20 protein-coding genes are annotated in these 20,652 nt (G+C 53.7%); 18 read left to right on the forward strand and 2 right to left on the reverse strand.

The features are described 5' to 3' along the window. Positions 1 to 309: 309 nt before the first annotated feature. Both I2B62_RS07375 and I2B62_RS07380 read right to left on the reverse strand, forming a co-directional pair. Positions 310 to 828, reverse strand: coding sequence for a methyltransferase (locus I2B62_RS07375; protein WP_195268345.1), 519 nt, complete (start codon positions 826 to 828; stop codon positions 310 to 312). A gap of 8 nt (positions 829 to 836) precedes the next feature. After that, positions 837 to 1,976 carry an aldo/keto reductase gene (locus tag I2B62_RS07380; RefSeq protein WP_195268346.1) on the reverse strand — a complete coding sequence of 380 codons (1,140 nt, stop codon included), beginning with the start codon at positions 1,974 to 1,976 and terminating at the stop codon, positions 837 to 839. A 138-nt stretch (positions 1,977 to 2,114) separates the two neighbouring features. Here I2B62_RS07380 and I2B62_RS07385 point away from each other — a divergent pair, with 138 nt between their 5' ends. The 18 genes from I2B62_RS07385 (at position 2,115) to I2B62_RS07470 (ending at position 20,648) form a co-directional block, all read left to right on the forward strand. Further along, on the forward strand, positions 2,115 to 3,029 hold the full coding sequence (locus tag I2B62_RS07385; RefSeq protein ID WP_195268347.1) for a bifunctional enoyl-CoA hydratase/phosphate acetyltransferase: 915 nt from the start codon (positions 2,115 to 2,117) through the stop codon (positions 3,027 to 3,029). A 233-nt stretch (positions 3,030 to 3,262) separates the two neighbouring features. Then, on the forward strand, positions 3,263 to 4,354 hold the full coding sequence (locus tag I2B62_RS07390; RefSeq protein ID WP_195268348.1) for a DNA repair exonuclease: 1,092 nt from the start codon (positions 3,263 to 3,265) through the stop codon (positions 4,352 to 4,354). Next, positions 4,351 to 6,750, forward strand: a complete 2,400-nt coding sequence (locus tag I2B62_RS07395) for an AAA family ATPase (protein WP_195268349.1) — start codon at positions 4,351 to 4,353, stop codon at positions 6,748 to 6,750. The genes I2B62_RS07390 and I2B62_RS07395 overlap by 4 nt, the downstream gene beginning before the upstream one ends. A gap of 172 nt (positions 6,751 to 6,922) precedes the next feature. Further along, on the forward strand, positions 6,923 to 7,282 hold the full coding sequence (locus tag I2B62_RS07400; protein WP_133964522.1) for a hypothetical protein: 360 nt from the start codon (positions 6,923 to 6,925) through the stop codon (positions 7,280 to 7,282). Next, on the forward strand, positions 7,272 to 7,688 hold the full coding sequence (locus I2B62_RS07405) for an ATP-binding protein (protein ID WP_195268350.1): 417 nt from the start codon (positions 7,272 to 7,274) through the stop codon (positions 7,686 to 7,688). Before I2B62_RS07400 ends, I2B62_RS07405 begins: the two co-directional genes overlap by 11 nt. A gap of 24 nt (positions 7,689 to 7,712) precedes the next feature. After that, entirely contained in the window at positions 7,713 to 9,071 is a 1,359-nt protein-coding gene (locus tag I2B62_RS07410) for a [Fe-Fe] hydrogenase large subunit C-terminal domain-containing protein (protein ID WP_195268351.1), read from the forward strand. Then, the gene (locus I2B62_RS07415) at positions 9,068 to 9,400 is read left to right on the forward strand and encodes a DRTGG domain-containing protein (RefSeq protein WP_195268352.1); all 333 of its coding nucleotides are present in this window, start codon (positions 9,068 to 9,070) and stop codon (positions 9,398 to 9,400) included. The genes I2B62_RS07410 and I2B62_RS07415 overlap by 4 nt, the downstream gene beginning before the upstream one ends. 2 nt (positions 9,401 to 9,402) lie before the next feature. Beyond that, on the forward strand, positions 9,403 to 10,125 hold the full coding sequence (locus tag I2B62_RS07420; protein ID WP_195268353.1) for a PHP domain-containing protein: 723 nt from the start codon (positions 9,403 to 9,405) through the stop codon (positions 10,123 to 10,125). A 249-nt stretch (positions 10,126 to 10,374) separates the two neighbouring features. Then, positions 10,375 to 10,845: an NADH-quinone oxidoreductase subunit NuoE gene (gene nuoE, locus I2B62_RS07425; protein WP_013379179.1), complete on the forward strand. Its 471-nt coding sequence runs from the start codon at positions 10,375 to 10,377 to the stop codon at positions 10,843 to 10,845. Between the two features lie 13 nt (positions 10,846 to 10,858). After that, positions 10,859 to 11,407, forward strand: a complete 549-nt coding sequence (locus tag I2B62_RS07430) for an ATP-binding protein (protein WP_195268354.1) — start codon at positions 10,859 to 10,861, stop codon at positions 11,405 to 11,407. A gap of 1 nt (position 11,408) precedes the next feature. Further along, positions 11,409 to 11,807: a (2Fe-2S) ferredoxin domain-containing protein gene (locus I2B62_RS07435; RefSeq protein WP_038352188.1), complete on the forward strand. Its 399-nt coding sequence runs from the start codon at positions 11,409 to 11,411 to the stop codon at positions 11,805 to 11,807. A gap of 12 nt (positions 11,808 to 11,819) precedes the next feature. Beyond that, positions 11,820 to 13,619: an NADH-quinone oxidoreductase subunit NuoF gene (nuoF, locus tag I2B62_RS07440; RefSeq protein WP_195268355.1), complete on the forward strand. Its 1,800-nt coding sequence runs from the start codon at positions 11,820 to 11,822 to the stop codon at positions 13,617 to 13,619. Positions 13,620 to 13,630: 11 nt separating this feature from the next. Continuing rightward, on the forward strand, positions 13,631 to 15,382 hold the full coding sequence (locus tag I2B62_RS07445; RefSeq protein WP_195268356.1) for an NADH-dependent [FeFe] hydrogenase, group A6: 1,752 nt from the start codon (positions 13,631 to 13,633) through the stop codon (positions 15,380 to 15,382). A gap of 191 nt (positions 15,383 to 15,573) precedes the next feature. Further along, a complete protein-coding gene (locus I2B62_RS07450; RefSeq protein WP_195268357.1) occupies positions 15,574 to 16,257 on the forward strand; it encodes an HAD family phosphatase in 684 nt (227 codons plus the stop codon). Positions 16,258 to 16,292: 35 nt separating this feature from the next. Continuing rightward, on the forward strand, positions 16,293 to 18,629 hold the full coding sequence (locus tag I2B62_RS07455; protein ID WP_195268358.1) for a 5'-nucleotidase C-terminal domain-containing protein: 2,337 nt from the start codon (positions 16,293 to 16,295) through the stop codon (positions 18,627 to 18,629). A 222-nt stretch (positions 18,630 to 18,851) separates the two neighbouring features. After that, positions 18,852 to 19,049, forward strand: coding sequence for a sulfur carrier protein ThiS (gene thiS / locus I2B62_RS07460; protein WP_195268359.1), 198 nt, complete (start codon positions 18,852 to 18,854; stop codon positions 19,047 to 19,049). Between the two features lies 1 nt (position 19,050). Next, positions 19,051 to 19,860, forward strand: coding sequence for a sulfur carrier protein ThiS adenylyltransferase ThiF (thiF, locus tag I2B62_RS07465; RefSeq protein ID WP_195268360.1), 810 nt, complete (start codon positions 19,051 to 19,053; stop codon positions 19,858 to 19,860). A gap of 14 nt (positions 19,861 to 19,874) precedes the next feature. Further along, entirely contained in the window at positions 19,875 to 20,648 is a 774-nt protein-coding gene (locus tag I2B62_RS07470; RefSeq protein ID WP_195268361.1) for a thiazole synthase, read from the forward strand. Positions 20,649 to 20,652: the final 4 nt, after the last annotated feature.

Raw genomic sequence — 20,652 nt, forward strand, 5'->3', positions numbered from 1 at the left:
CAAAAAAGTGGCGCAGTCTGAGGCTGCGCCTTTTATCCAGAATAAGAAAAAAGCCCAGGCGCTGCGGCAAACGGCTGGGAATCGTGCCACTTTTAAAGGAAAAACCGGACACTGGAGAGATCAGGCGACTGCTTTATTGAGGAAGATGCAGGTGTAAGGAAGGTGCCCGCAGGACATTTTTTCTTCCTTAGGTAAAAGGCTCCGTCTCTTGAATTTTTGTGACACGCTGAGGGCGTCACGAAACGTTACGTCCTCAAAAAACAACCCGTATCGCCATGATACAGGTTGTTTTTTATTGTTCCGCAGAGCTCAAAGATAGCGCCGGACCTTTTTTATATACTGGCGGTAGGCTTCGCCGAAATGCGCCAGGCACCACCGTTCCTCGGAGCGGATAATTGAATGGGAGGACACCTGAAAGACGATGGTAAAGCCCAGCAGCAAAAGGGACTGGGTGAGCAGCAAGCACCCCACAAAAAAGATAAAATACGCCACGTACATCGGGTTGCGCGACAGGCGGTAGAGGCCGTTCTGGTTGACTCCGCTTTCAGATGGAGCCGCGAAATTAACCATGGACACGGCCAGCAGGAGAGTGCCGGCAGCGTAAACCGCCGCGCCGGCATAAAACAGTGTTGCCGGCGTGAATTTAATTTTCAAAAAGAACAGGTCAAGAAAAATGGCGGCGTTAGCGATCTGGTAAATCCAATAGGCTGGTTTTTCCTTCTTTAAAAGCGGCGCAAAGTGGGCGGCCCGCGCCACAGCGCCTTTATCCAGGAAAGCCAAAAGGCCAAAACGTATGAGGAAAAAGGGGACTAACAATAAAAATCCCATGTTGCACATTAGTCCTCAGCCATCAGAAACGCGTGGGCTTCCCGGAGCAGCGCCTGAATCTCCAGGTTCTGGGGGCAGTGCTGCTCACACTGGCCGCATTGTGCGCACTGGTCAGCCTTGAACTTGTTTTTGATATTGGTTCGGTATTTCTTCCGGGAGGCGGCCACATCGCCATACATAAAGGCTTCATTATAGTATTTAAAGATGGTGGGAATCGGGATGATCTGGGGGCAGCCGTTGCAATAGCGGCAGCCAGTGCAGTCAGCCTTCATACGGCTTCTGTAAAAGTCTCGGAGCCGTTCGATCATTGCTTTGTCCTGCGCTGTGAGGCAGCCGGAGGTATATTTTTCGGCGGTGGCGATGTTTTCCTGCACCTGCCCGAGGTCGGACATGCCGCTGAGCACACAGGTGACCTCGGGCATATTGTATAAATATTTAAACCCGAGCTCCGGCGGGGTAAGGGCAGTGTCAAAGCTCTGCCAGAGGTCTGCCAGATCGCCTTCGGGCTGTGCCGCCAGCTGGCCGCCGCGCAGAGGTTCCATGATCATGCCCCCCATGCCGCGCTCATGGGCGGCCTTCAGGCCGGCGAGACCCGCCTGAAAGCTTTCGTCCATGTAATTGAGCTGGATCTGGACAAAATCAAAGGGATAAGCGTCCAAAATCGGCTCGAATTCAGCGCTGAGGTCGTGAAAGGAAAAGCCGAGGTAGCGCACCTTGCCCGAGGCCTTTGCCCGGTCCATAAAGTCGATGATCCCGAGCTCCAGAAGCTTTTTGAAGCGGTAGCTGTCCAGAGCGTGGAGCAGGTAGAAATCAATATGGTCGGTTTGAAGCCGCTCCAGCTGCTCCTCCAGATAGCGGTCGGCGTCGGCCGGGTCATGGCACTGCCAGCAGGGCAGTTTGGTGGCAAGCTGCACCTTGTCCCGCTGTCCTGTTTCTGCCAGGAATTTTCCTAAAAAAGGCTCGCTGGCCTGCTTGTGGTAAGGCCAGGCTGTGTCAAAATAGTTGACGCCATTGTCGATGGCGGTCTGAAGGCACTGGCCCGCTGCCTTTTCGTCGATCAGCTTTTCGTTGTTGTATTTAATGGGAAAACGCATGGCGCCAAAGCCCAGCTGGGAGAGTTCGAGGTCTTTAAATGGTCGGTATTGCATTTTTCGCTCCTTCATTTTATTCTTTTTGCATTATTTTTTACTTTTTCGCTTAAATTTGGGTATAGATTACATTATAACATGACTTTACAATTTTTACATCGAAAGACATTACATATCGAATGAAAGCGAGGTTTTACAATGTACCGTTTTGATGAAATAAAGGATCGGCTGACCGAAATGGCCAGAGTGCGTAAAAAAGTAGTTGCGGTTGCGGCCGCAGGTGATAAGGTGGTGCTGGAGACCATCAAGATCATGAACGGCCACGGCTTTGGCCGGGCGATTCTGGTGGGCGACGCGGATAAGATCAAGCAATACGCCGGCGAGGTTGGCTGTGATCTTAGCGAGAACACCATTGTGGACGAAAAGGACGAAAAGCGCGCGGCGGCGCTGGCAGTGGCCAGGGTAAGGGACGGCGAAGCGGATATCCTGATGAAGGGACTGCTTCAGACCAAAACCTATTTGCAGGCGATCCTGAACCGTGACCACGGACTGCGGACCGGCAAGCTCCTAAACGCCGTAACCGCCTTTGAGGCGCCGAACCTGGACCGGATGATTCTGGCAACGGACTGCGGCATGATTGTAGAGCCGGGCTTAAAGGAAAAGATCGAGATGATCGGCAACGCCACCCGGCTGGCAAACGCGCTGGGCTGCCGCCACCCCAAGGTATCCTGCGTGAGCGCGGTGGAAACTGTCAACGACAATATGCCCGACGGCATCGACGCGGCGGTTCTGTCAAAAATGAATGAGCGCGGCCAGATCAAGGGCTGTGTGATCGACGGCCCCCTGTCCATGGATCTTTCCATCTCCGAGCATTCGGTTAAGCATAAGGGCGTAATCAGCCCAGTGGCCGGACACGCGGATATCCTGCTCATGCCCAATCTGCAGGCGGGAAATATTTTCTGGAAAACCATGACCTATATGGCCGGCGCCCAGAGCGGCGCGGTTATCATGGGAACCGCCAAGCCGGCGGTGCTCACCTCCAGAGCCGACTCTGCCGACGCAAAGGTCAACTCCATGGCTTTGGCCATGATGCTGGGAACGCTGCACGACTGAGCCGCTTTTTGAAGTCTCCCCAACCGGGAGGCTTTTTTAATATAAAGTGAAGCCGGGCCGCGCCAGAGGCCGAGCTAAGGAAATGGCGCGGAAATTTGCCTTTAAACCCGCTTTATTTTATAATAGTACGAGAATAACATGGGAAACCTCGGCAATTTTGAACTTTTTCGTTTTCAATTGCCTTGAATCATGATATAATTTAAGAACAAATATTCGCATTGGAGGCAACTTAGATGAAGGTATCTTTCATACATACAGGTGATTTGCACATGGGCCGCCAGTTCCATTTTAACCGGCGTGGTGACATATACGGGAAAAATAAACGGCTGGACCTGTGGGAGACCTTTGAAAAAATACTCAACACCGCTGAAAAGAACCAGATCGACCTGCTGCTGATCGCCGGGGATCTTTTCGACTCCGATGAAGTGGACATTATGGAAATTGAGCGGGTGGCAGAAAAGTTCTCACACCTCACCACCACCCGGGTGGTCATCTGCGCGGGCAACCATGACTGCTACAGCAGCGTGTCCCTTTTTGGCCTGGTGGACTGGCCGGACAACGTGACCCTGTTTAAAACCGGCAAGCTGGAGTCCGTCTATTTTCCAGACCTTAAGACGGAGGTCTACGGTATGTCCTGGGTGAAAAAGGCTTACACCGACCTGCCCTTTCCGCGGGGCATTGCCGTCAATCCGGAGTGCAACAACATCCTGATGCTGCACGGCGACGCCTACAACCGGCAGACCGATTATCTGCCCATCGACGTATCGGACTTTTCCAATTTTGACTACGTGGCCCTTGGCCATATCCACAAGCCGGAGTATCTGAACGAGACCGCTGCCTACTGCGGCAGCCCGGAGGGGCTGAGCTTTGGCGAGAGCGGCGACCATGGCGTCATTGTCGGCAAGATCGACACGCACAAATGTGTCAGTGAGTTTGTACCCATCCAGAAGCGCCGCTACGTGGACCTGGCGCTTGAGGTGACGCCGGAAATGACCTTTGATCAGATCAAGGACCGGATCCTCGCCTGCGACACAGAGGAAAACCGGATGAAAAACTATTACCGGGTCAGCCTGAAGGGCTATGTGGATCCGGAGGTTTCCGTAGACTGGCTGGGGGATGAATTACGGCCATCCTTTTACTATTTTGAACTGAACGACAAGGCCCTTGAAATCGACCTGGACATCGACCTGCTGCTCAAGGAAAACAGGGACAACATGATCGGCAAATTCATACAGGAGATGCTTCTTGAGGAAGTGTCCCCCATCACGAAAAAGGCCCTGTACTACGGTCTGGAAGGGATCTTGAAGGAAAAGGTAATTCTATGAAAATAAAAACACTGATACTGACATCTTTTGGAAAATTTAAGGACCGGGTCATTGAGGTTGACGATGGGTTTAACCTGGTCTATGGTGAAAACGAAGCGGGTAAATCCACGGTGCAGCACTTCATCGAGGGCATGCTGTTCGGCTTTTACAAACCTTATCGCAAAAAACGGACCTACTCCGAGGATTTTGAACGCTTCAAACCCTGGGGCAGCGATACCTACTGCGGGGCCATGGTCATGGAGCAGGACGATGGCCGGGAAATCCGCATCGAGCGCGATTTTCTGAAAAAGCAGGATGGAGTGAAAATCTACGACAACGTCACCGGGGAGGACATCACCGCCCTTTATCCCTATGACAACGTCACCCGGCAGAATCTGCCGCTGGGCGATCAGAAGATCAACTCCGTGGTGTACAATAACACCGTGAACATCAAGCAGATGGCCTCCGCCTCCGACGCCGACCTGGCAAAGGAAGTGAACGACCGCCTCATCGAGCTGGGAACCGCCCAGAAGGAGGAGGTTTCCCTGAACCGTGTCATGGGTTATCTGGAAAACAAGAAAAAATCCATCGGCAACTACGGCCAGAGCAAGTCCAACTACGGCATGGCCGTGCGGGAGCTTAAGGATCTGGAACGGGCGCTGGACGAGGGCGAGCGCGTCTACAACGTGATCCAGAAAAACCAGAAGCGCATCCAGCAGTATAAGAAAAAAATCGAGGCGGCCCAGAGCAAATGCCGGAACCAGTCTGAAAAAACACAGGCCAAGACCCGTGAGGAGCTTAAAAACATGCGGGAAAAGGTCCGTGAGATCAGAAGCGAGGGCGAGGCACTCAGCAGCCGTCTGGCAGAGCTTGAAAAATACGAGGACTTCGACACCCGCACCTACGGGCGGCTTAAAATTTTACAGAGTAACCTGGAGGGCGCAGAGGAGCGCATCAAAACCCTGTCCCGTGAGATTGAGACACTGGAGGGCAAATGCCGGGACATCACCGGCCGGTGCAACCGCATCAAGCGCAGCCTGAAGGGACTGAGCCGCAGCGAGGTGCAGATGGATTACCAGAAGTACCAGTACGCGCTGGAAAACCCCAGCGTGATCGAGCGGGAGCAGGAGCACATTGAGGTTCAGGTCTCTACCCTGAACCGCGTGTCCAACGGCATGCTCATTCTGCTCATGGTGCTGGGCGCCATTCTGGTGCTGGTCACAGCCATTAATCCCGGGAACTTTCTCGCCGGCGCAGTGCTGGTGTTTGTGAACTTCCTGGGCTGGTTTTTGGGACTGGGCGGCGCGGCCCTGATGATTTACAAAATGAAATCACCGGGCGGGCTGGAGCCGGAAACCGCAGAGGACGAGCTGGAAGAATATGACGAGGTGCCGCTGACCGCGGTGGAAGCCATTTTGCAGAAATATGGCAAAAACACTTCGGAGGAATACGAAGCCTTTGTTGAGAAGGCTGAGGAAATCTTCAACCGCCTCGACAAGCTCACCATGGATGAAAATGTGTTCCTCACACAGGTCGAGAACAAGAAAAAGGAACTGGAGGAGGTCACCCACAACCAGACAAGCTTTGAAACCGAGCTGAACGAGGAGCTGGAAAAGGCAGGCGTGGAAGACATCGAAGCCTACAACGAGGGCTGCCAGTATAAAAACGAGCTGGAAAAGGTCCGGGCAGAGCTCGCGGCCAACAAACGCCTTTACGATGAGCTGGGCGGCGGCAACATGATCAAGGTTGACCCTGACGCCGGGGAGGAGGACAATCCGGTCATTATGGTGGCTCCGGACGGCGAAAAGATCCGCGCCCGCGAAGCGCTGCTGGCCTTTAACCAGGAGGTTTCCAGACTTCAAGGTGAAAACAGCATGCTCATCAGCAGTGTGAGCAATCCGGTGGAAACCCGGGAAAAAATTGAGACCCTTAAAAATCAGATCAGCGAGTATGAGGAAGACCTCAAGGCCTGCGACATGGCCCTGGATATTTTTGGCCGGCTCTCCAAGGAAACGCATTATGACTGCGCGCCGGTGCTCAATGACAAAATCGGCGATGCGCTGTACAGCATCACCCACAAATATAAAGAAGTCAAAATTGACGACAAGCTTCAGGTAAAAGTCGTGAGTCCGGAAAACGGCGATCTGCTGGATATTGAGAAGCTGAGCGGCGGCACCATCGACCAGATATACTTTGCGCTGCGCTTTGGCGTGGGCAATGTGCTTGCCTTTGACAAATCCCTGCCCTTTGTGCTGGACGATCCGTTTGTGCAGTACGATCTGGCGAGAAAGACCGAGGCAGTACGCTTCCTCTGGAGCATCAGCAAGGGACAGCAGGTTCTGCTGTTTACCTGCAGCGGCGATGAAAAACGGATTCTGGACCACAATGAGCTGAGCTACAGCGGTATTATTTTATGATGCCAGGGTCAAAAGGTCATGTGCGTGAAAACACATGACTTTGAGACCCGTTAAATATGAAAAATGAGCGGATTTCGAATATTTTTCAGATTTCGGGAATGTGAAACACGGAGAATTCCGAAGGCATCACACACCCAAACATCTTTAAGTAATTTTTGAGGGGAGAACAAAAATGAAGTTACAGGAAGTCAAGGAACTACTGAACGCACGGGTTTTAACAGGAGAAGAACACCTGAATGAGGATGTCTATGTGGCCTGCGGCTGCGACCTCATGAGCGATGTGCTGCGGTATGCCAAGGAGGACGGCATTCTGCTCACCGGGCTTGTGAACAAGCAGGTTTTTAACACGGTGGACATGGCCAACATGCACAGCATTGTTTTTGTCAGGAGCAAGGTGCCGGGTGAGGAACTGCTGGAAATGGCCGAGGACATTGACATGCTGATCATGACCACGGATTATCCGCTGTTTGAATCCTGCGGAATCTTATACCACAACGGACTTAAGGGGGCAATACCGAAAAATGAGCTATGAACTGGTATTTGATGTAGAAAAGGGAGATTTTGAAAAGGCCGGCGAGGCTTCGCGCAAGATAAAGCGGAGCCTCCAGCAGCTGGGCATTAACAGCAAGGTGATCCGCCATATCGCCATTGCCGGATACGAGGGCGAGATGAATATCGCCATCCATTCCGACGGCGGGCAGATCATTTTAGAGGTGGATGAAAACGCTGTAACCCTGCGCTTAGAGGACGTGGGGCCAGGGATACCCAACGTGGATCTGGCAATGACCGAGGGATGGTCAACCGCCAGTGACAAGGTCCGGGAGATGGGCTTTGGCGCGGGGATGGGTCTGCCGAATATGGAAAAAAATGCAGATGACTTTGAGATACATTCAAAAGTGGGAGAAGGAACAAAAATAAGGATGTGTTTCAAACTGTAAAATCTGGGGGATGAGGTGAAACTGATGGATAAATTAATGCATTCGGTGTATCTGGACAAGGACAAGTGCCTGGGGTGCACAACTTGTCTGAGATCCTGTCCGACCGGCGCTATCCGCGTGCGGGAGGGCAAGGCCAAGATCATCGAGTCAAAGTGCATTGACTGCGGCGAGTGTATCCGGGTCTGCCCGCACCACGCGAAGATGGCAAAAACCGATCCGCTCTCCAAAATCAAGAATTATAAGTACACGGTCGCCATTCCGGCGCCGACACTGCTTGGCCAGTTTAAGATGAAGTACTCCATTGACCGCATTTTATCAGCGCTCAAATCACTGGGCTTTGATGAGGTGGTGGAGGTGGCTTTTGGCGCCGAGATCATCGGCCGGGCCATTAAGTACGAGTTTACAGCCAAGCACTACCCGAAGCCGATGATCTCATCGGCCTGTCCGGCGGTGGCGAAGCTGATTCAGGTGCGTTTTCCGGAGCTGACCGGCAACATTAACCGGCTGAAGGCCCCCATGGGTCTGACCGCGCGGATTACGCGAAAACGTTTGATTGAAAGTAAAAAACTCAAGAGTGAGGATATTGGTATCTTTTTTATAACGCCCTGTGCCGCCAAGGCCACAGAGGTAAGCAATCCGCTGCCGAGCGACGACCTGTTTTCAACCATTGATGGCGCCATTGCCATCAAGGATATTTACGCGCCGCTGATGGGCGCCATGAAAACCGTCGAGGCGGAGGATGGGATTCACAATTCATCGGCTGAGGGCTTCAGCTGGGCAGTGTCCGGCGGGGAGAGCAGCTATCTGAAGAATAAAAAAGTACTGCATGTGGACGGGATCTCCAATGTGATTAAAGTACTGGAGGAGATCGAGAACGGCAAGCTTGACAACATCGACTTTTTCGAGGGGCTCGCCTGTCTGGGCGGCTGTGTTGGCGGCTGCCTGACCGTTGAGAATAATTTTGTGGCTAAAATGTACATTGAGGAGCGGGCCAAGCTGGAGCGCATGGACACCCAGAAGCATCTGGAGGAAGCCTATATCAAAAACCTGTACAACACCGGTATGATGCATCAGAAGGAAAAGCTGATGCCGCGCGGCCCTAAGCCTCTGGATGAGGACATGGGAGAGGCCATCAAAAAAATGCGTGCCATCGAGGAGCTGGAAGCCAAGCTTCCAGGGCTCGACTGCGGCTCCTGCGGCGCACCGGGCTGCCGGGCGCTGGCCGAGGACATCGTCATGGGCAATGCCCGCGAGATCGACTGTGTCTTTGTTCTGAAGGACCGCGTGTTAGAGCTTTCAAAGCTCACCAGTGAACTGCTTCAGGTGGGGCATCCCATGAAGAATAAAAATGAAAATAATGAGGAAACCGAGGAGGAAAAATGAACGTAAAAGAACTGCTGGCAGACGAACGCTTTGTCTGCGCCAACAATACTGTATCCCTGGACCGTGAGATTGAGAGCGGCTACGTGGGCGACCTGCTGAGCTGGGTGATGGCCAATGCGGACAGTAGCTGCGTGTGGGTGACCATCCAGACACACATGAACATCATCGCTGTAGCGACACTTTTAGAAATGGCCTGCATTATTATTCCTGAGGGCGCGGAAATAGAAGAAGACACCCTGGCCAAAGCCACGGAAGAAAACATTCCGATCATTACCACTGAAATGAACGCCTATCAGGTCTGCACCTTTTTAGGAGAAAAAGGCATCTAAAGATGAGCACCGTAGCCATTGATCTGCACATGCACTCTGTTCTCTCACCCTGCGGCGATGCGGGCATGACCCCCAACAACATCGTGGGCATGGCGCTGCTGAAAGAGGTTGACTACATTGCGCTGACCGATCATAACACTGCTAAAAACCTGCCCGCCCTTTTTGAAGTGGCAAAGGGCGAAGGCCTGTGCGTGCTGCCGGGCATCGAGGTCACCACCAAGGAGGAAGCCCATATTCTGGCGTATTTTGATACACTGGAGGGGGCCATGGAGCTGGACGCTGTCCTGTATGAGCATCTGCCGGACATCCCCAATAAACCGGATTATTTTGGTCCGCAGTACATACTGGACGCTGAGGACGAGATTACCGGCGAGGTGGACAAGCTGCTGATCTCAGCAACCGACATCGGCATCGACGAGCTGGCCGAAATCGTGAGGCCGCTGGGCGGTATTATCGTGCCGGCCCATATCGACAGGAAATCCTACAGCATTATGGTGTCGCTGGGGTTTATCCCACCGGATCTGCCGGTAAAGACTGTGGAGCTGTCCAGGGCCACCACGGTGGAGGAAGCAAAAAAGAAGTTTCGTTTTTTCAGAGAATACCAGTTTATTCACGGCTCCGACGCCCACCAGCTGGAGGACATGGCCGAGCGTGAATATTTCATTGATCTGCCGGATTTAAGAAAATCCACTTTAATCGAGTATTTAGGCGGCGCAACTGAATAAAGATAAAAAATTGCCATTTTTACAGCGCCTGAAAAAAACACGTCTGTTTTTGAAGCGTCAAAAATGGGGAAGAGTAATATTTTAACTTGTATATACTGGTATTTTCTTGTTTGAACGTGTTCTTTAGTCAGTCTTTAAGGTAAAAGTTTACATTCAAAAATGTTAAGTAAATAACGAAGACTGTGCTATAATAGAATAGTAAAAATTGAGCAATAAATGAGGATTGCGAAATCAAGAGGAGGATTTAAGTTGGCTGAATTAGTACCTATTGACAATTTGGATGTTGTAAAGGAAATCGTTGCTGAACACCGTGACGTTCCAGGCTGTCTGATGCAGATTCTGCAGGAAACACAGGAAAAGTACGGTTATCTGCCCATCGAGCTGCAGCAGACCATTGCAGACGAACTCGATATTCCTTTAACAGAAGTGTATGGGGTAGCAACATTTTACTCCCAGTTTACCTTGAAGCCGAAGGGCAAGTACAAGATTGGCGTTTGTTTGGGGACAGCGTGCTATGTAAAAGGCTCTCAGGCTATTCTGGACAAGGTTACCGATACCCTTGGCCTGGCTGTTGGCGACACCACAGAGGACGGCAAGTTCTCAGTCGATGCAACGCGCTGCGTAGGCGCCTGCGGTCTGGCTCCGGTTATGAGCATCAATGAAGATGTCTACGGACGCCTGAGTGTAAACGAAGTAAAAGATATTCTCGAAAAATACTGATCAGGGCTTAACCATGAAAGAGTTATCGCTGCATATACTGGATATTACACAGAATTCCATTCGGGCGGGCGCAAGTCTGGTAAAATTAACCATCAATGAAAACGTAGACGGTAATCTGCTTGAGATTATCATTGAGGATAACGGCAAGGGGATACCAGCCGATAAGCTGCCAAGTATCACGGATCCTTTTGTGACGACACGCACCACACGGCGCGTGGGCCTTGGGCTTTCATTGTTTAAAGACGCGGCCGAGGGCTGTGACGGCCGGTTTGAAATCCAGTCAGAGGAAAATGTGGGGACGCGGGTTTACGCATCCTTCGCCTACGACCATATCGACCGGATGCCGCTGGGAAACATGCCCGACAGTGTGATCACCATGCTCATGTCCTTTGGGGAGGCGGAGCTTGTATATGTACAGAGGTATAACGAGCGCGAATTTGTATTTGACTCGAGAGAGATCAAAGAGATTCTCGGGGAAGACAGCCTTATGAATGATCCGGATATTTTAAACTGGATCCGGGGCTATGTTGAAGAAGGACTCGAAGAAATTACGGAGGAGTAAAATGAAGAAATCCTTAGAAGAATTAAAGGCGATCAGAAGTAAGAAGCTTGAAGAAATTAATCTGAGAAAAGGCAAGGACGGCTACCGTGTGGTTGTTGGGATGGCAACCTGTGGGATCGCTGCCGGCGCAAGACCTGTAATGGTCAAATTAATGGAAGAAGTGGAAACCCAGGGCTTAAAGGACGTTACCGTTGCCCAGACTGGCTGTATTGGTGTCTGCCGTCTCGAACCCATTGTCGAAGTTTACAATCCGGAAGGTGAAAAGGTTACCTATGTCAAAATGACGCCGGAAAAGGTACAGCGCATTGTGGACGAACATTTGAAAAACGGCAAAGTAGTGGAAGAGTACACCATGACTATCGTTGACGGAAAAGTCATCGAACCCGTCAAACAGGCATAAGGAGGAAGGTAAATGGCTTTTAAACGTTCGCAGATTTTGCTTTGTGGTGGGACCGGCTGTACATCTTCCGGCTCTCAGACATTGGTAAAAGAATTTAAAAAAGAACTGATCAAACATGAATTGATGGACGAAGTTGAACTTGTCTTAACCGGCTGTTTTGGCCTGTGTGAACTTGGTCCAGTCGTAATCGTATATCCCGAAGGCACATTCTACAGCCGTGTCGAACCGAGTGATATCCCGGAACTGGTTGAAGAACATCTGGTAAAGGGCCGTCCACTGGAAAGACTGATCTATTCTGAAAAGAAAGAGGGAGAACACCCGCTTTCCATCAATGAGCTCGGTTTTTATAAAAAACAGAAACGTATCGCACTGGCTAACTGCGGTGTCATCGACCCTGAAGACATCGAAGAATACATTGCCTTTGATGGCTACATGGCCCTTGAAAAGGTACTGTTCAAAATGACCCCTCAGGAAGTTATCGACGAAGTCAAGGCTTCCGGACTCCGCGGCCGTGGGGGCGGCGGTTTCCCAACTGGCTTAAAATGGCAGTTTGCCTACAACGCCGATTCACCGGACGGGGTTAAATATGTGGCATGTAACGCCGATGAAGGTGACCCGGGCGCGTTTATGGACCGTTCCGTTCTGGAAGGCGATCCGCACCGCCTCATTGAAGCCATGGCCATTGCCGCTTACGCCATCGGCGCACAGAAGGGGTATGTTTACGTTCGTGCCGAGTACCCGATCGCGGTTAAGCGTCTCCAGATCGCCATCGACCAGGCAAAGGACTACGGCCTGCTGGGCGACAACGTCTTTGATACAGACTTCAGCTTTGATCTGGAAATCCGTTTAGGCGCCGGTGCTTTTGTCTGCGGTGAAGAAACCGCGCTCATGAATTCGGTCGAAGGCAAGCGTGGCGAACCGAGACCAAGACCGCCGTTCCCGGCCAATAAGGGTCTTTTTGAACGCCCGACCGTTCTGAACAACGTTGAAACCTACGCGAATATTCCGACCATTATCTTAGAAGGCGCGGAATCCTTTGCTTCCGTTGGTACCGAAAAATCCAAGGGGACCAAGGTATTTGCCCTCGGCGGTAAGATCAACAATACCGGTCTTCTGGAAATCCCGATGGGCACCACCCTGAGAGAAGTTATCTATGAAATCGGCGGCGGTATCCCGAACGGCAAGGCCTTTAAGGCAGCCCAGACAGGCGGCCCCTCCGGCGGCTGTATCCCCACCTCCGAGCTGGATATTCCAATCGATTATGACAACCTCATCAGCATCGGCGCCATGATGGGCTCCGGCGGTCTCATTGTTATGGATGAAGACAACTGTATGGTTGACGTTGCCCGTTTCTTCTTAGACTTCACCCAGGACGAATCCTGTGGGAAGTGCCCGCCATGCCGTATCGGGACCAAGCGTATGCTTGAAATCCTCGAACGTATTTGTGACGGTAAGGGCGAGGAAGGCGACATCGAGCGTCTTGAAGAACTGGCAGAAGGCATTAAGGCCTCCGCGCTCTGCGGTCTGGGCCAGACAGCGCCGAACCCGGTATTATCCACCATCAAATACTTCAGAGATGAGTACGAAGCCCACATCTACGAAAAGAGATGTCCGGCCGGCGTCTGCCGTAACCTGCTGAACTATGTCATCGATGAAGAAAAATGTAAAGGCTGCGGTATCTGCGCCAAGAAATGTCCTGGCGACGCCATCACCGGCGAAAAGAAAAAACCGCATGTTATCGACGCAGCGAAGTGCGTAAAATGTGGCGCTTGTATCGAAGCCTGCCCATTTGGCGCCATTGCAAAAGCCTGATCGGAGGATAAATGACTATGAGCGATGTAACATTTAAAATCAATAATATGGAAATCACCGTTCCCGAAGGGATTACGGTTTTAGAAGCAGCCAGAAGACACAATATTGATATTCCGACATTATGTAATTTAAAGGACATCAATGAAATCGGCGCCTGCCGTATGTGTCTGGTGGAAGTTGTCGGCGCGAAAGCGCTCCAGGCAGCCTGCGTTTATCCGGTCGCACCGGGAATCGAAGTACTGACCAACACACCGAGAGCCAGAAAGGCAAGACGTGTTAATCTGGAGCTGATCTTATCCAACCACAACCGTGAATGCACCACCTGTATCCGCAGCGAAAACTGTGAGCTGCAGAGTCTGGCCAAGGATCTGGGTATCAGCGACATTCCCTTTGAGGGTGAAAAATCCGGCCACCATATCGACGATCTGTCACCGTCCATCGTACGTGACGAGTCCAAGTGTGTGCTGTGCAAGCGCTGTCTGGCAATCTGTAACAAGGTGCAGAAGATCGGCGTTTTGGGCGCGGTAGGCCGCGGCTTTACCTCCCAGGTACAGCCGGTATTCAATAAATCCATTGCGGAAGTCGGCTGTATCAACTGCGGCCAGTGTATTGTCAACTGCCCGGTTGGCGCTCTGAAGGAAAAAAGCGACATCAATAAGGTATGGGACGCTCTGGGCGATCCGACCAAAAAGGTCGTGGTTCAGTCCGCACCGGCCGTAAGAGCCGCGCTCGGCGAAGAATTTGGCCTGCCGATGGGCACCAACGTGACCGGGAAACTGGCGGCGGCCCTGAGAAGATTAAACTTTGACGGCGTGTTCGACACTGATTTCGGCGCTGACGTCACCATCATGGAGGAAGGCACCGAGCTGATCAACCGTGTGAAAAATGGCGGTGTTCTGCCAATGATCACCTCCTGCTCACCGGGTTGGATCAAAATGATTGAAACCTACTATCCAGAAATGATCCCGCATCTTTCCAGCTGTAAATCACCTCAGAATATGACTGGCGCGCTCTTAAAGAGCCACTATGCTGAAATGAACGGCATTGATCCCAAGGATCTGATCGTCGTTTCGGTCATGCCGTGTACCGCGAAGAAATATGAGGTACAGCGTGACGAGCTGAGTGTTGACGGCAACCAGGATGTGGACATCTCCATTACCACCCGCGAGCTGGCCAGAATGATCAAGGAAGCCCGTCTGGACTTCCCGGCACTGCCGGACGAAGAATTTGACCCGTACTACGGCGATTATTCCGGCGCGGCAGTCATCTTCGGCGCGACCGGCGGTGTTATGGAAGCGGCGGTTCGTACAGTGGCTGATGTCTTAAACGACAAGGATATTCAGGAAATTGACTATGAAGCTGTACGCGGCGTCGATGGCCTGAAAACCGCGGAAGTGGCAGTAACCCCTGACCTGACCGTTAAGGTAGCGGTTGCCAGCGGTGGCTCCAATATCCGCAAGGTGATGGAAGGCATTAAGAACGGCGAATTCAAGGATTATCATTTCATCGAGCTGATGGCCTGTCCGGGCGGCTGTGTCAACGGCGGCGGACAGCCGATTATCTCCGCAAAACGGAAAATGGAAGTGGATATCCGCGCCGAGAGAGCCAAAGCCCTTTACAGCGAAGACGCCGGAAAGAAATACCGGAAGTCTCATCAGAATCCATCCGTTGTCAGAATTTATGAAGAATTCCTCGGCGAACCGGGCGGACACAAGGCGCACGAGCTGCTCCACACCACCTACTCGCAGAAAGCAAAGGTCTGATTGTACCACTAATTCAGGTCCCCCATTAATTAAGATAAATATAGATACAAACCTGCCGGACGGCAATGCCCGGCAGGCTGTATCTTTTTTTTGTTTCAAGGGGGATCGTGGCAATACCCCTTGTTTTTGTTTTGAAGTGCCGTTTGTTTGTGATAGAATAAGATCATATTATATTAGAAAAGAGTGTGACAATGACAGACAATCTACCAGAGCTGGTTATTTTTGATATGGACGGACTCATGTTCGATACTGAGCGGCTGAGCCATGAGGCCTGGACCCGGACAGGGCAGGAAAATGGCTTTCGCTATACCATGGAGATTACAAGGAAAAAGCTGGGACTGGGTAAAAAAGGCGTGCGCGCGCTTTTTGCCCGGTATTTTGGTGCGGACGCGCCCATTGAGCGGTGGCACCACCGGTCCCATGAGATCAAGCGTCAGCTTGTCAACGAGCAGGGAACCAAAATCATTAAGCCCGGACTTATCGGTCTGTTGAAATATCTGGATGAGCGGCAGGTTAAAACCGCCATTGCCTCTTCCAGCGACCGTGAGATGATCGACCATTACCTCCGGATTACCGGGCTGCCCCACCACTTCGACCACATTACCTCCGGCGAGGAGGTGGCGAAAAGCAAGCCCAACCCGGAAATCTTTTTAAAGACCTGCGCGGCTCTGGACACAGCGCCAGAAAAAGCCCTGGTGCTGGAGGACGCCTACTCCGGATTTGAGGCGGCGCGCTCTGGCGGCATACCGGTATTTTTTGTGGAGGACCTTCGGGAGCCGGATGCCCATATTTACGGGGAGGCCGACGGTGTTTTTAAGAATCTGGCCGAAGTGCAGCATTTCCTTGAAAACAGAGAGACGGCCGCGTATAATTAAAGTAAACATTTGCAAAAGCTGAGAGGAGAGGAAAAATGATTAAAAAGAAGAAGCATGGCCTGGGACAGCGGACCGCCGCCCTCCTGCTGGCCTTCCTGCTAGCCTTTGGCGCGCTGCTGGCCGCACCGGCCTTTGCGCAGACAGATGGAGGCATTGCCGTACCGCAGGAAAATACAGAGCCTGCTGTGCCGGATAACCAGGCGGCAACAGAAGCGGCGTTTCCGGCGGAAGAAAAGGCAGAGGCCGCGGCGCAGCCGGACGGAACGGACACGACGGCCGGTCAGGCGGCCAAAGCCCTGACGGTGCTCCACACCAATGACATGCACGGCGCGCTGGTCAGCAGCGGCACCAGCACCATCGGGGCGGACGAGACCGCCGGCATCCGCGAGACCACCGAAAAGGCTGAGAACACCCTGCTGGTGGACGCCGGAGACGCCACTCAGGGCGGGACTCTGGCGGCGCTGAGCCAGGGCGCGGATGTCATTACCCTGATGAACGCGGCAAAATATGACGCCATGGCACTGGGCAACCATGAGTTTGACTACGGACAGGAGGTTCTGCTTGCCAATGTCCGGAACGCAGATTTTCCGGTGCTGTCAGCCAATACGGTTTACAAGGATACCGGACGGCCCATTCTGGAGGGTGTTGCCTACGCGGGCGGCACCCAGACCAATAACGGCCAGTATACCCTGATCGAAAAAAACGGCATAAAGGTCGGGATTTTCGGCGTCACCACACCGGAGACCGCTACCAAAACCAACCCGAAAGGGATTGAGGGGATTGAATTCAGGCCAGTCGCGCCTGCGGCAGAGGAGATGATCACAGTCCTGAAAGCCCAGGGCGCAGAGGTGATTATCTGCCTGGCCCATCTGGGCGTAGATCCGTCCACCATCGCGGAAAACAGCAGCGTGGGCCTGGCCAAAGCCCTGGGGCCGAACAGCGGTCTGGACATGATCATCGACGGCCACAGCCACACAGTTTACTCGGAAACGGTTAATGGCATTTTGATTGAGCAGACGGGCAGCAGCTCCAAAAACATTGGGAAGATCAATGTAACGATGGACAACGGCACAAATACCGTATCCGGTAAGCTGATCGACGCCGAGACCGCCTTTAAGGATTATCGCCCCGACCCGGCAGTAACCTCTCTGGCAGACCAGCTTGTGGCCGTCAATGAGGAAAAGCTGAAGCCCGTTATCGGCAATACCCGCACCGCCCTGTGGGGCGGCTGGGCTGGTAGCGGCAATATTGCACGGATCGGAGAGATCAACATGGGGAACCTCATTGCGGATTCCATGGTCGAGGAGGCAAAGGCGCTGCTGGCAAGCGACGCCTACAAGGACAGCCCTTACAAAGACCGGCCCGTCGTGGCGCTGGAAAACGGCGGCGGTGTGCGGGCTACCATCAGGCGGGGCGATATTACCGTGGGCGACAGCATCAACGTGCTGCCCTTTGGCAATACCCTGGCCTTTAAGGCCGTCACCCCGGCCATCCTTTACGCAGCGCTGGAAAACGGCGTGAGCAAGGTGGTTTCACAGGATCCGGCAACCGGGCAGATCACCGGACAGGGCGGCTGCTTCCCGCAGATCAGCGGCATGTCCTTTACCTATGATCCCCGGAATCCTGCGCGCGACAGCCAGACCGGTGAGGCCGGCAGCCGCGTAACCGCCATTTACCTGGCCGGCAGCAGCGAGCCCCTGAGACGGGACGACACCACCACGGCAATCGTGCTCTGCTCCAACGATTACGAGCTCGCAGGCGGCGACGGTTATGATATGCTGGTAGGCCTGACCAGCGTCGGCGAGGGCGGAAGCCTTGAGGAGGTGTTCAGAAATCATTTGACCCGGCTGACCGAAGCGGGCGGCGGCAGCTTTCTGGCACCTACGGCCCAGGGAAGAATCCGAACCGTGGGCGCTTACGAGCCAAAGCCCTACGCGGCTTCGATCACAGTGACAGGACCCGGTACACTGGGCAGCCTGGCCGGGAAGGCCGTTGAGTATCAGATTGACGGCGGCGCAGTCCAGGCCGGTGCACTGGACGAAAACGGGGTATTGAGCTTTGACCTTCTGCCCGACGGCCCCCACAGCATCCGCATCGGGGATGCTGATGACGTGCTGGTCAATAATTACAGCGGCGATACCGCTGTGACGGCGGCGGTCAGGGAAAGGCTGACCATCAGCGAGACCCCGCAGCCAAAACCGGAGCCAGAGCCTGTAAAGCCCGAAGCGCAGGAGGAACCAGAGACCCTCAATCCGCATACTGGGACGGCGGACAGAGCCGGACAGGCTGGCGGTACGGCTCTGGGCCTGGCGCTTGTGACCGCTGCAATGGCAGCCGGCGTACGGAAACAGCGGAAACAGAAAGCCGGCTGAGACCGTGAGCCGAAATCCAAGCCGTATCCCGGCGATACGGCTTGATCCTTCCGGGGCGTCACAAAACGTTACGTCCCGGCCTTGTATCAAACTTGACACTTGAAAAAAACTGTGCTATCTTATTAAGCAGAGTGAGCAGAAAAAGCCTCACGAAGGGGTACACCACCGCGGGTGTAGAACTTCGTGAGGCTTTTTTTGCTTTTTATTTTAAGGAGGAAAAGCATGATCACAGTAAATGGCAAGGCCTTCCCTGGCGCCGACGGCGTCTGTCTGTCCGCCTTTTTAGATCAGGCGGGCTACGAGCCCAGCCGGGTGGCCGTGGAGCTCAACGGCGAAATCATGCCGAGGGCCGCTTACGACACCACCCTGCTCGGAGACGGAGACCAGATGGAGATCGTCTGCTTTGTGGGCGGTGGCTGAGATGTGGATAAGGCTGAACGGAAAGGACTATGAAACCAGGACGGAGAGCCTGTGGGCGCTCTGCGGAGAGCTGGGCCAGGCGCGTGAAAACCGGGTGGTGATCCTGGATGGCTACCAGACCGAGGAGGATCTGCCCCTGCACGAGAGGGCGGTGGCAGCGGTTATCGAGAAAGGAAAGCTGCCGCCGGAGGACTGCCTGGAGGAGCAGCTCTGCGCCCGCCATACGCCCGGCGTGTATCAAAAGGTCCGGAAAGCCCGGGTGGCGGTGGCCGGCCTTGGCGGGCTCGGCTCCAGCATTGCCCTGAGCCTGGCGCGCACCGGGGTGGGTACCCTGCACCTGGTGGATTTTGACGTGGTGGAGCCCAGCAACCTGAACCGGCAGCAGTACCGGATCAGCCACCTGGGTATGCCCAAGGCCGAGGCCCTGAAGCAGGAGATCGCCGAAATCAACCCCTTTGTGCGGGTGGAGGCCGAGACCCTGCGGGTAACCGAAGAGAATGCCCCGGCACTTTTTAAAGAGGATCCCATTGTCTGCGAGGCCTTTGACAGCCCAGAGGTCAAGGCGATGCTGGTGAGCACCCTGCTGTCCCAATATCCCGAAAAGGCCTTAGTGGCCGCGTCGGGCATGGCGGGCTATGGCAGCGGCAACACCATCAGAACACGCCGTGTCATGGGGAATTTTTACCTCTGCGGTGACGGGGAAACAGCCGCGCAGACAGGCTGCGGGCTCATGGCGCCGCGGGTATCCATCTGCGCCGGACATCAGGCCAATATGATTCTGAGATTAATTTTAGGCTGCGAAACAGTATAAAGGAGACAAACAACATGGAAAACAAAGACCAGCTGATGATTGGCGGACACGCCTTTACATCCCGTTTTATTCTGGGCTCAGGGAAGTATTCACTGGAGCTCATCAATGCCGCGGTGGAGAGGGCCGGGGCGGAGATTATCACCCTGGCGCTGCGCCGGGCCAGCACGGGGGGAACCGATAATATCCTCGATTTTATTCCCAAGGGCGTGACCCTGCTGCCCAACACCTCAGGGGCCAGAAACGCCGGGGAGGCCGTGCGGATCGCCCGGCTGGCCAGGGAGATCGGCTGCGGCGATTTTGTGAAAGTCGAGGTTATCCACGATACCAAATACCTGCTGCCAGACAATTATGAAACCGCCCGGGCCACAGAAACCCTGGCCCGGGAGGGCTTTGTGGTCATGCCCTACATGTATCCCGACCTCAACGCCGCCCGGGATATGGTAAACGCCGGAGCGGCGGCGGTCATGCCCCTGGGCGCGCCCATCGGCTCCAACAAGGGCATCTGCACCCGTGAGTTTATTCAGATTCTCATCGACGAGATCGATCTGCCCGTCATCGTAGACGCGGGCATCGGCAGGCCCTCACAGGCCTGCGAGGCCATGGAGATGGGCGCGGCTGCAGTCATGGCCAACACAGCCATCGCCACAGCCGGAGATATTCCAGCCATGGCAGAGGCCTTTAAAAAGGCCATTGAAGCTGGACGGGCCGCTTATCTCTCCGGCATGGGGCGTGTTCTGGAAACCGGCAGCGCGGCCTCATCACCCCTGACTGGGTTTCTACAGGAATAGGAGG

Origin of the sequence: Eubacterium sp. 1001713B170207_170306_E7 (assembly GCF_015547515.1) — a bacterium.
GTDB lineage: Bacteria > Bacillota > Clostridia > Eubacteriales > Eubacteriaceae > Eubacterium.

Bases quoted from the DNA above. Each gene is read 5' to 3' on its own strand.
- thiF (WP_195268360.1), top strand. From the start codon at position 19,051: ATGTGGATAAGGCTGAACGGAAAGGACTATGAAACCAGGACGGAGAGC.
- I2B62_RS07470 (WP_195268361.1), top strand. From the start codon at position 19,875: ATGGAAAACAAAGACCAGCTGATGATTGGCGGACACGCCTTTACATCC.
- I2B62_RS07400 (WP_133964522.1), top strand. From the start codon at position 6,923: ATGAAGTTACAGGAAGTCAAGGAACTACTGAACGCACGGGTTTTAACA.
- I2B62_RS07395 (WP_195268349.1), top strand. From the start codon at position 4,351: ATGAAAATAAAAACACTGATACTGACATCTTTTGGAAAATTTAAGGAC.
- I2B62_RS07380 (WP_195268346.1), bottom strand. From the start codon at position 1,976: ATGCAATACCGACCATTTAAAGACCTCGAACTCTCCCAGCTGGGCTTT.
- I2B62_RS07390 (WP_195268348.1), top strand. From the start codon at position 3,263: ATGAAGGTATCTTTCATACATACAGGTGATTTGCACATGGGCCGCCAG.
- thiS (WP_195268359.1), top strand. From the start codon at position 18,852: ATGATCACAGTAAATGGCAAGGCCTTCCCTGGCGCCGACGGCGTCTGT.
- I2B62_RS07430 (WP_195268354.1), top strand. From the start codon at position 10,859: ATGAAAGAGTTATCGCTGCATATACTGGATATTACACAGAATTCCATT.
- I2B62_RS07455 (WP_195268358.1), top strand. From the start codon at position 16,293: ATGATTAAAAAGAAGAAGCATGGCCTGGGACAGCGGACCGCCGCCCTC.
- I2B62_RS07450 (WP_195268357.1), top strand. From the start codon at position 15,574: ATGACAGACAATCTACCAGAGCTGGTTATTTTTGATATGGACGGACTC.
- I2B62_RS07445 (WP_195268356.1), top strand. From the start codon at position 13,631: ATGACTATGAGCGATGTAACATTTAAAATCAATAATATGGAAATCACC.
- I2B62_RS07405 (WP_195268350.1), top strand. From the start codon at position 7,272: ATGAGCTATGAACTGGTATTTGATGTAGAAAAGGGAGATTTTGAAAAG.
- I2B62_RS07385 (WP_195268347.1), top strand. From the start codon at position 2,115: ATGTACCGTTTTGATGAAATAAAGGATCGGCTGACCGAAATGGCCAGA.
- I2B62_RS07410 (WP_195268351.1), top strand. From the start codon at position 7,713: ATGGATAAATTAATGCATTCGGTGTATCTGGACAAGGACAAGTGCCTG.
- I2B62_RS07375 (WP_195268345.1), bottom strand. From the start codon at position 828: ATGGGATTTTTATTGTTAGTCCCCTTTTTCCTCATACGTTTTGGCCTT.
- I2B62_RS07415 (WP_195268352.1), top strand. From the start codon at position 9,068: ATGAACGTAAAAGAACTGCTGGCAGACGAACGCTTTGTCTGCGCCAAC.
- I2B62_RS07420 (WP_195268353.1), top strand. From the start codon at position 9,403: ATGAGCACCGTAGCCATTGATCTGCACATGCACTCTGTTCTCTCACCC.
- I2B62_RS07435 (WP_038352188.1), top strand. From the start codon at position 11,409: ATGAAGAAATCCTTAGAAGAATTAAAGGCGATCAGAAGTAAGAAGCTT.
- nuoF (WP_195268355.1), top strand. From the start codon at position 11,820: ATGGCTTTTAAACGTTCGCAGATTTTGCTTTGTGGTGGGACCGGCTGT.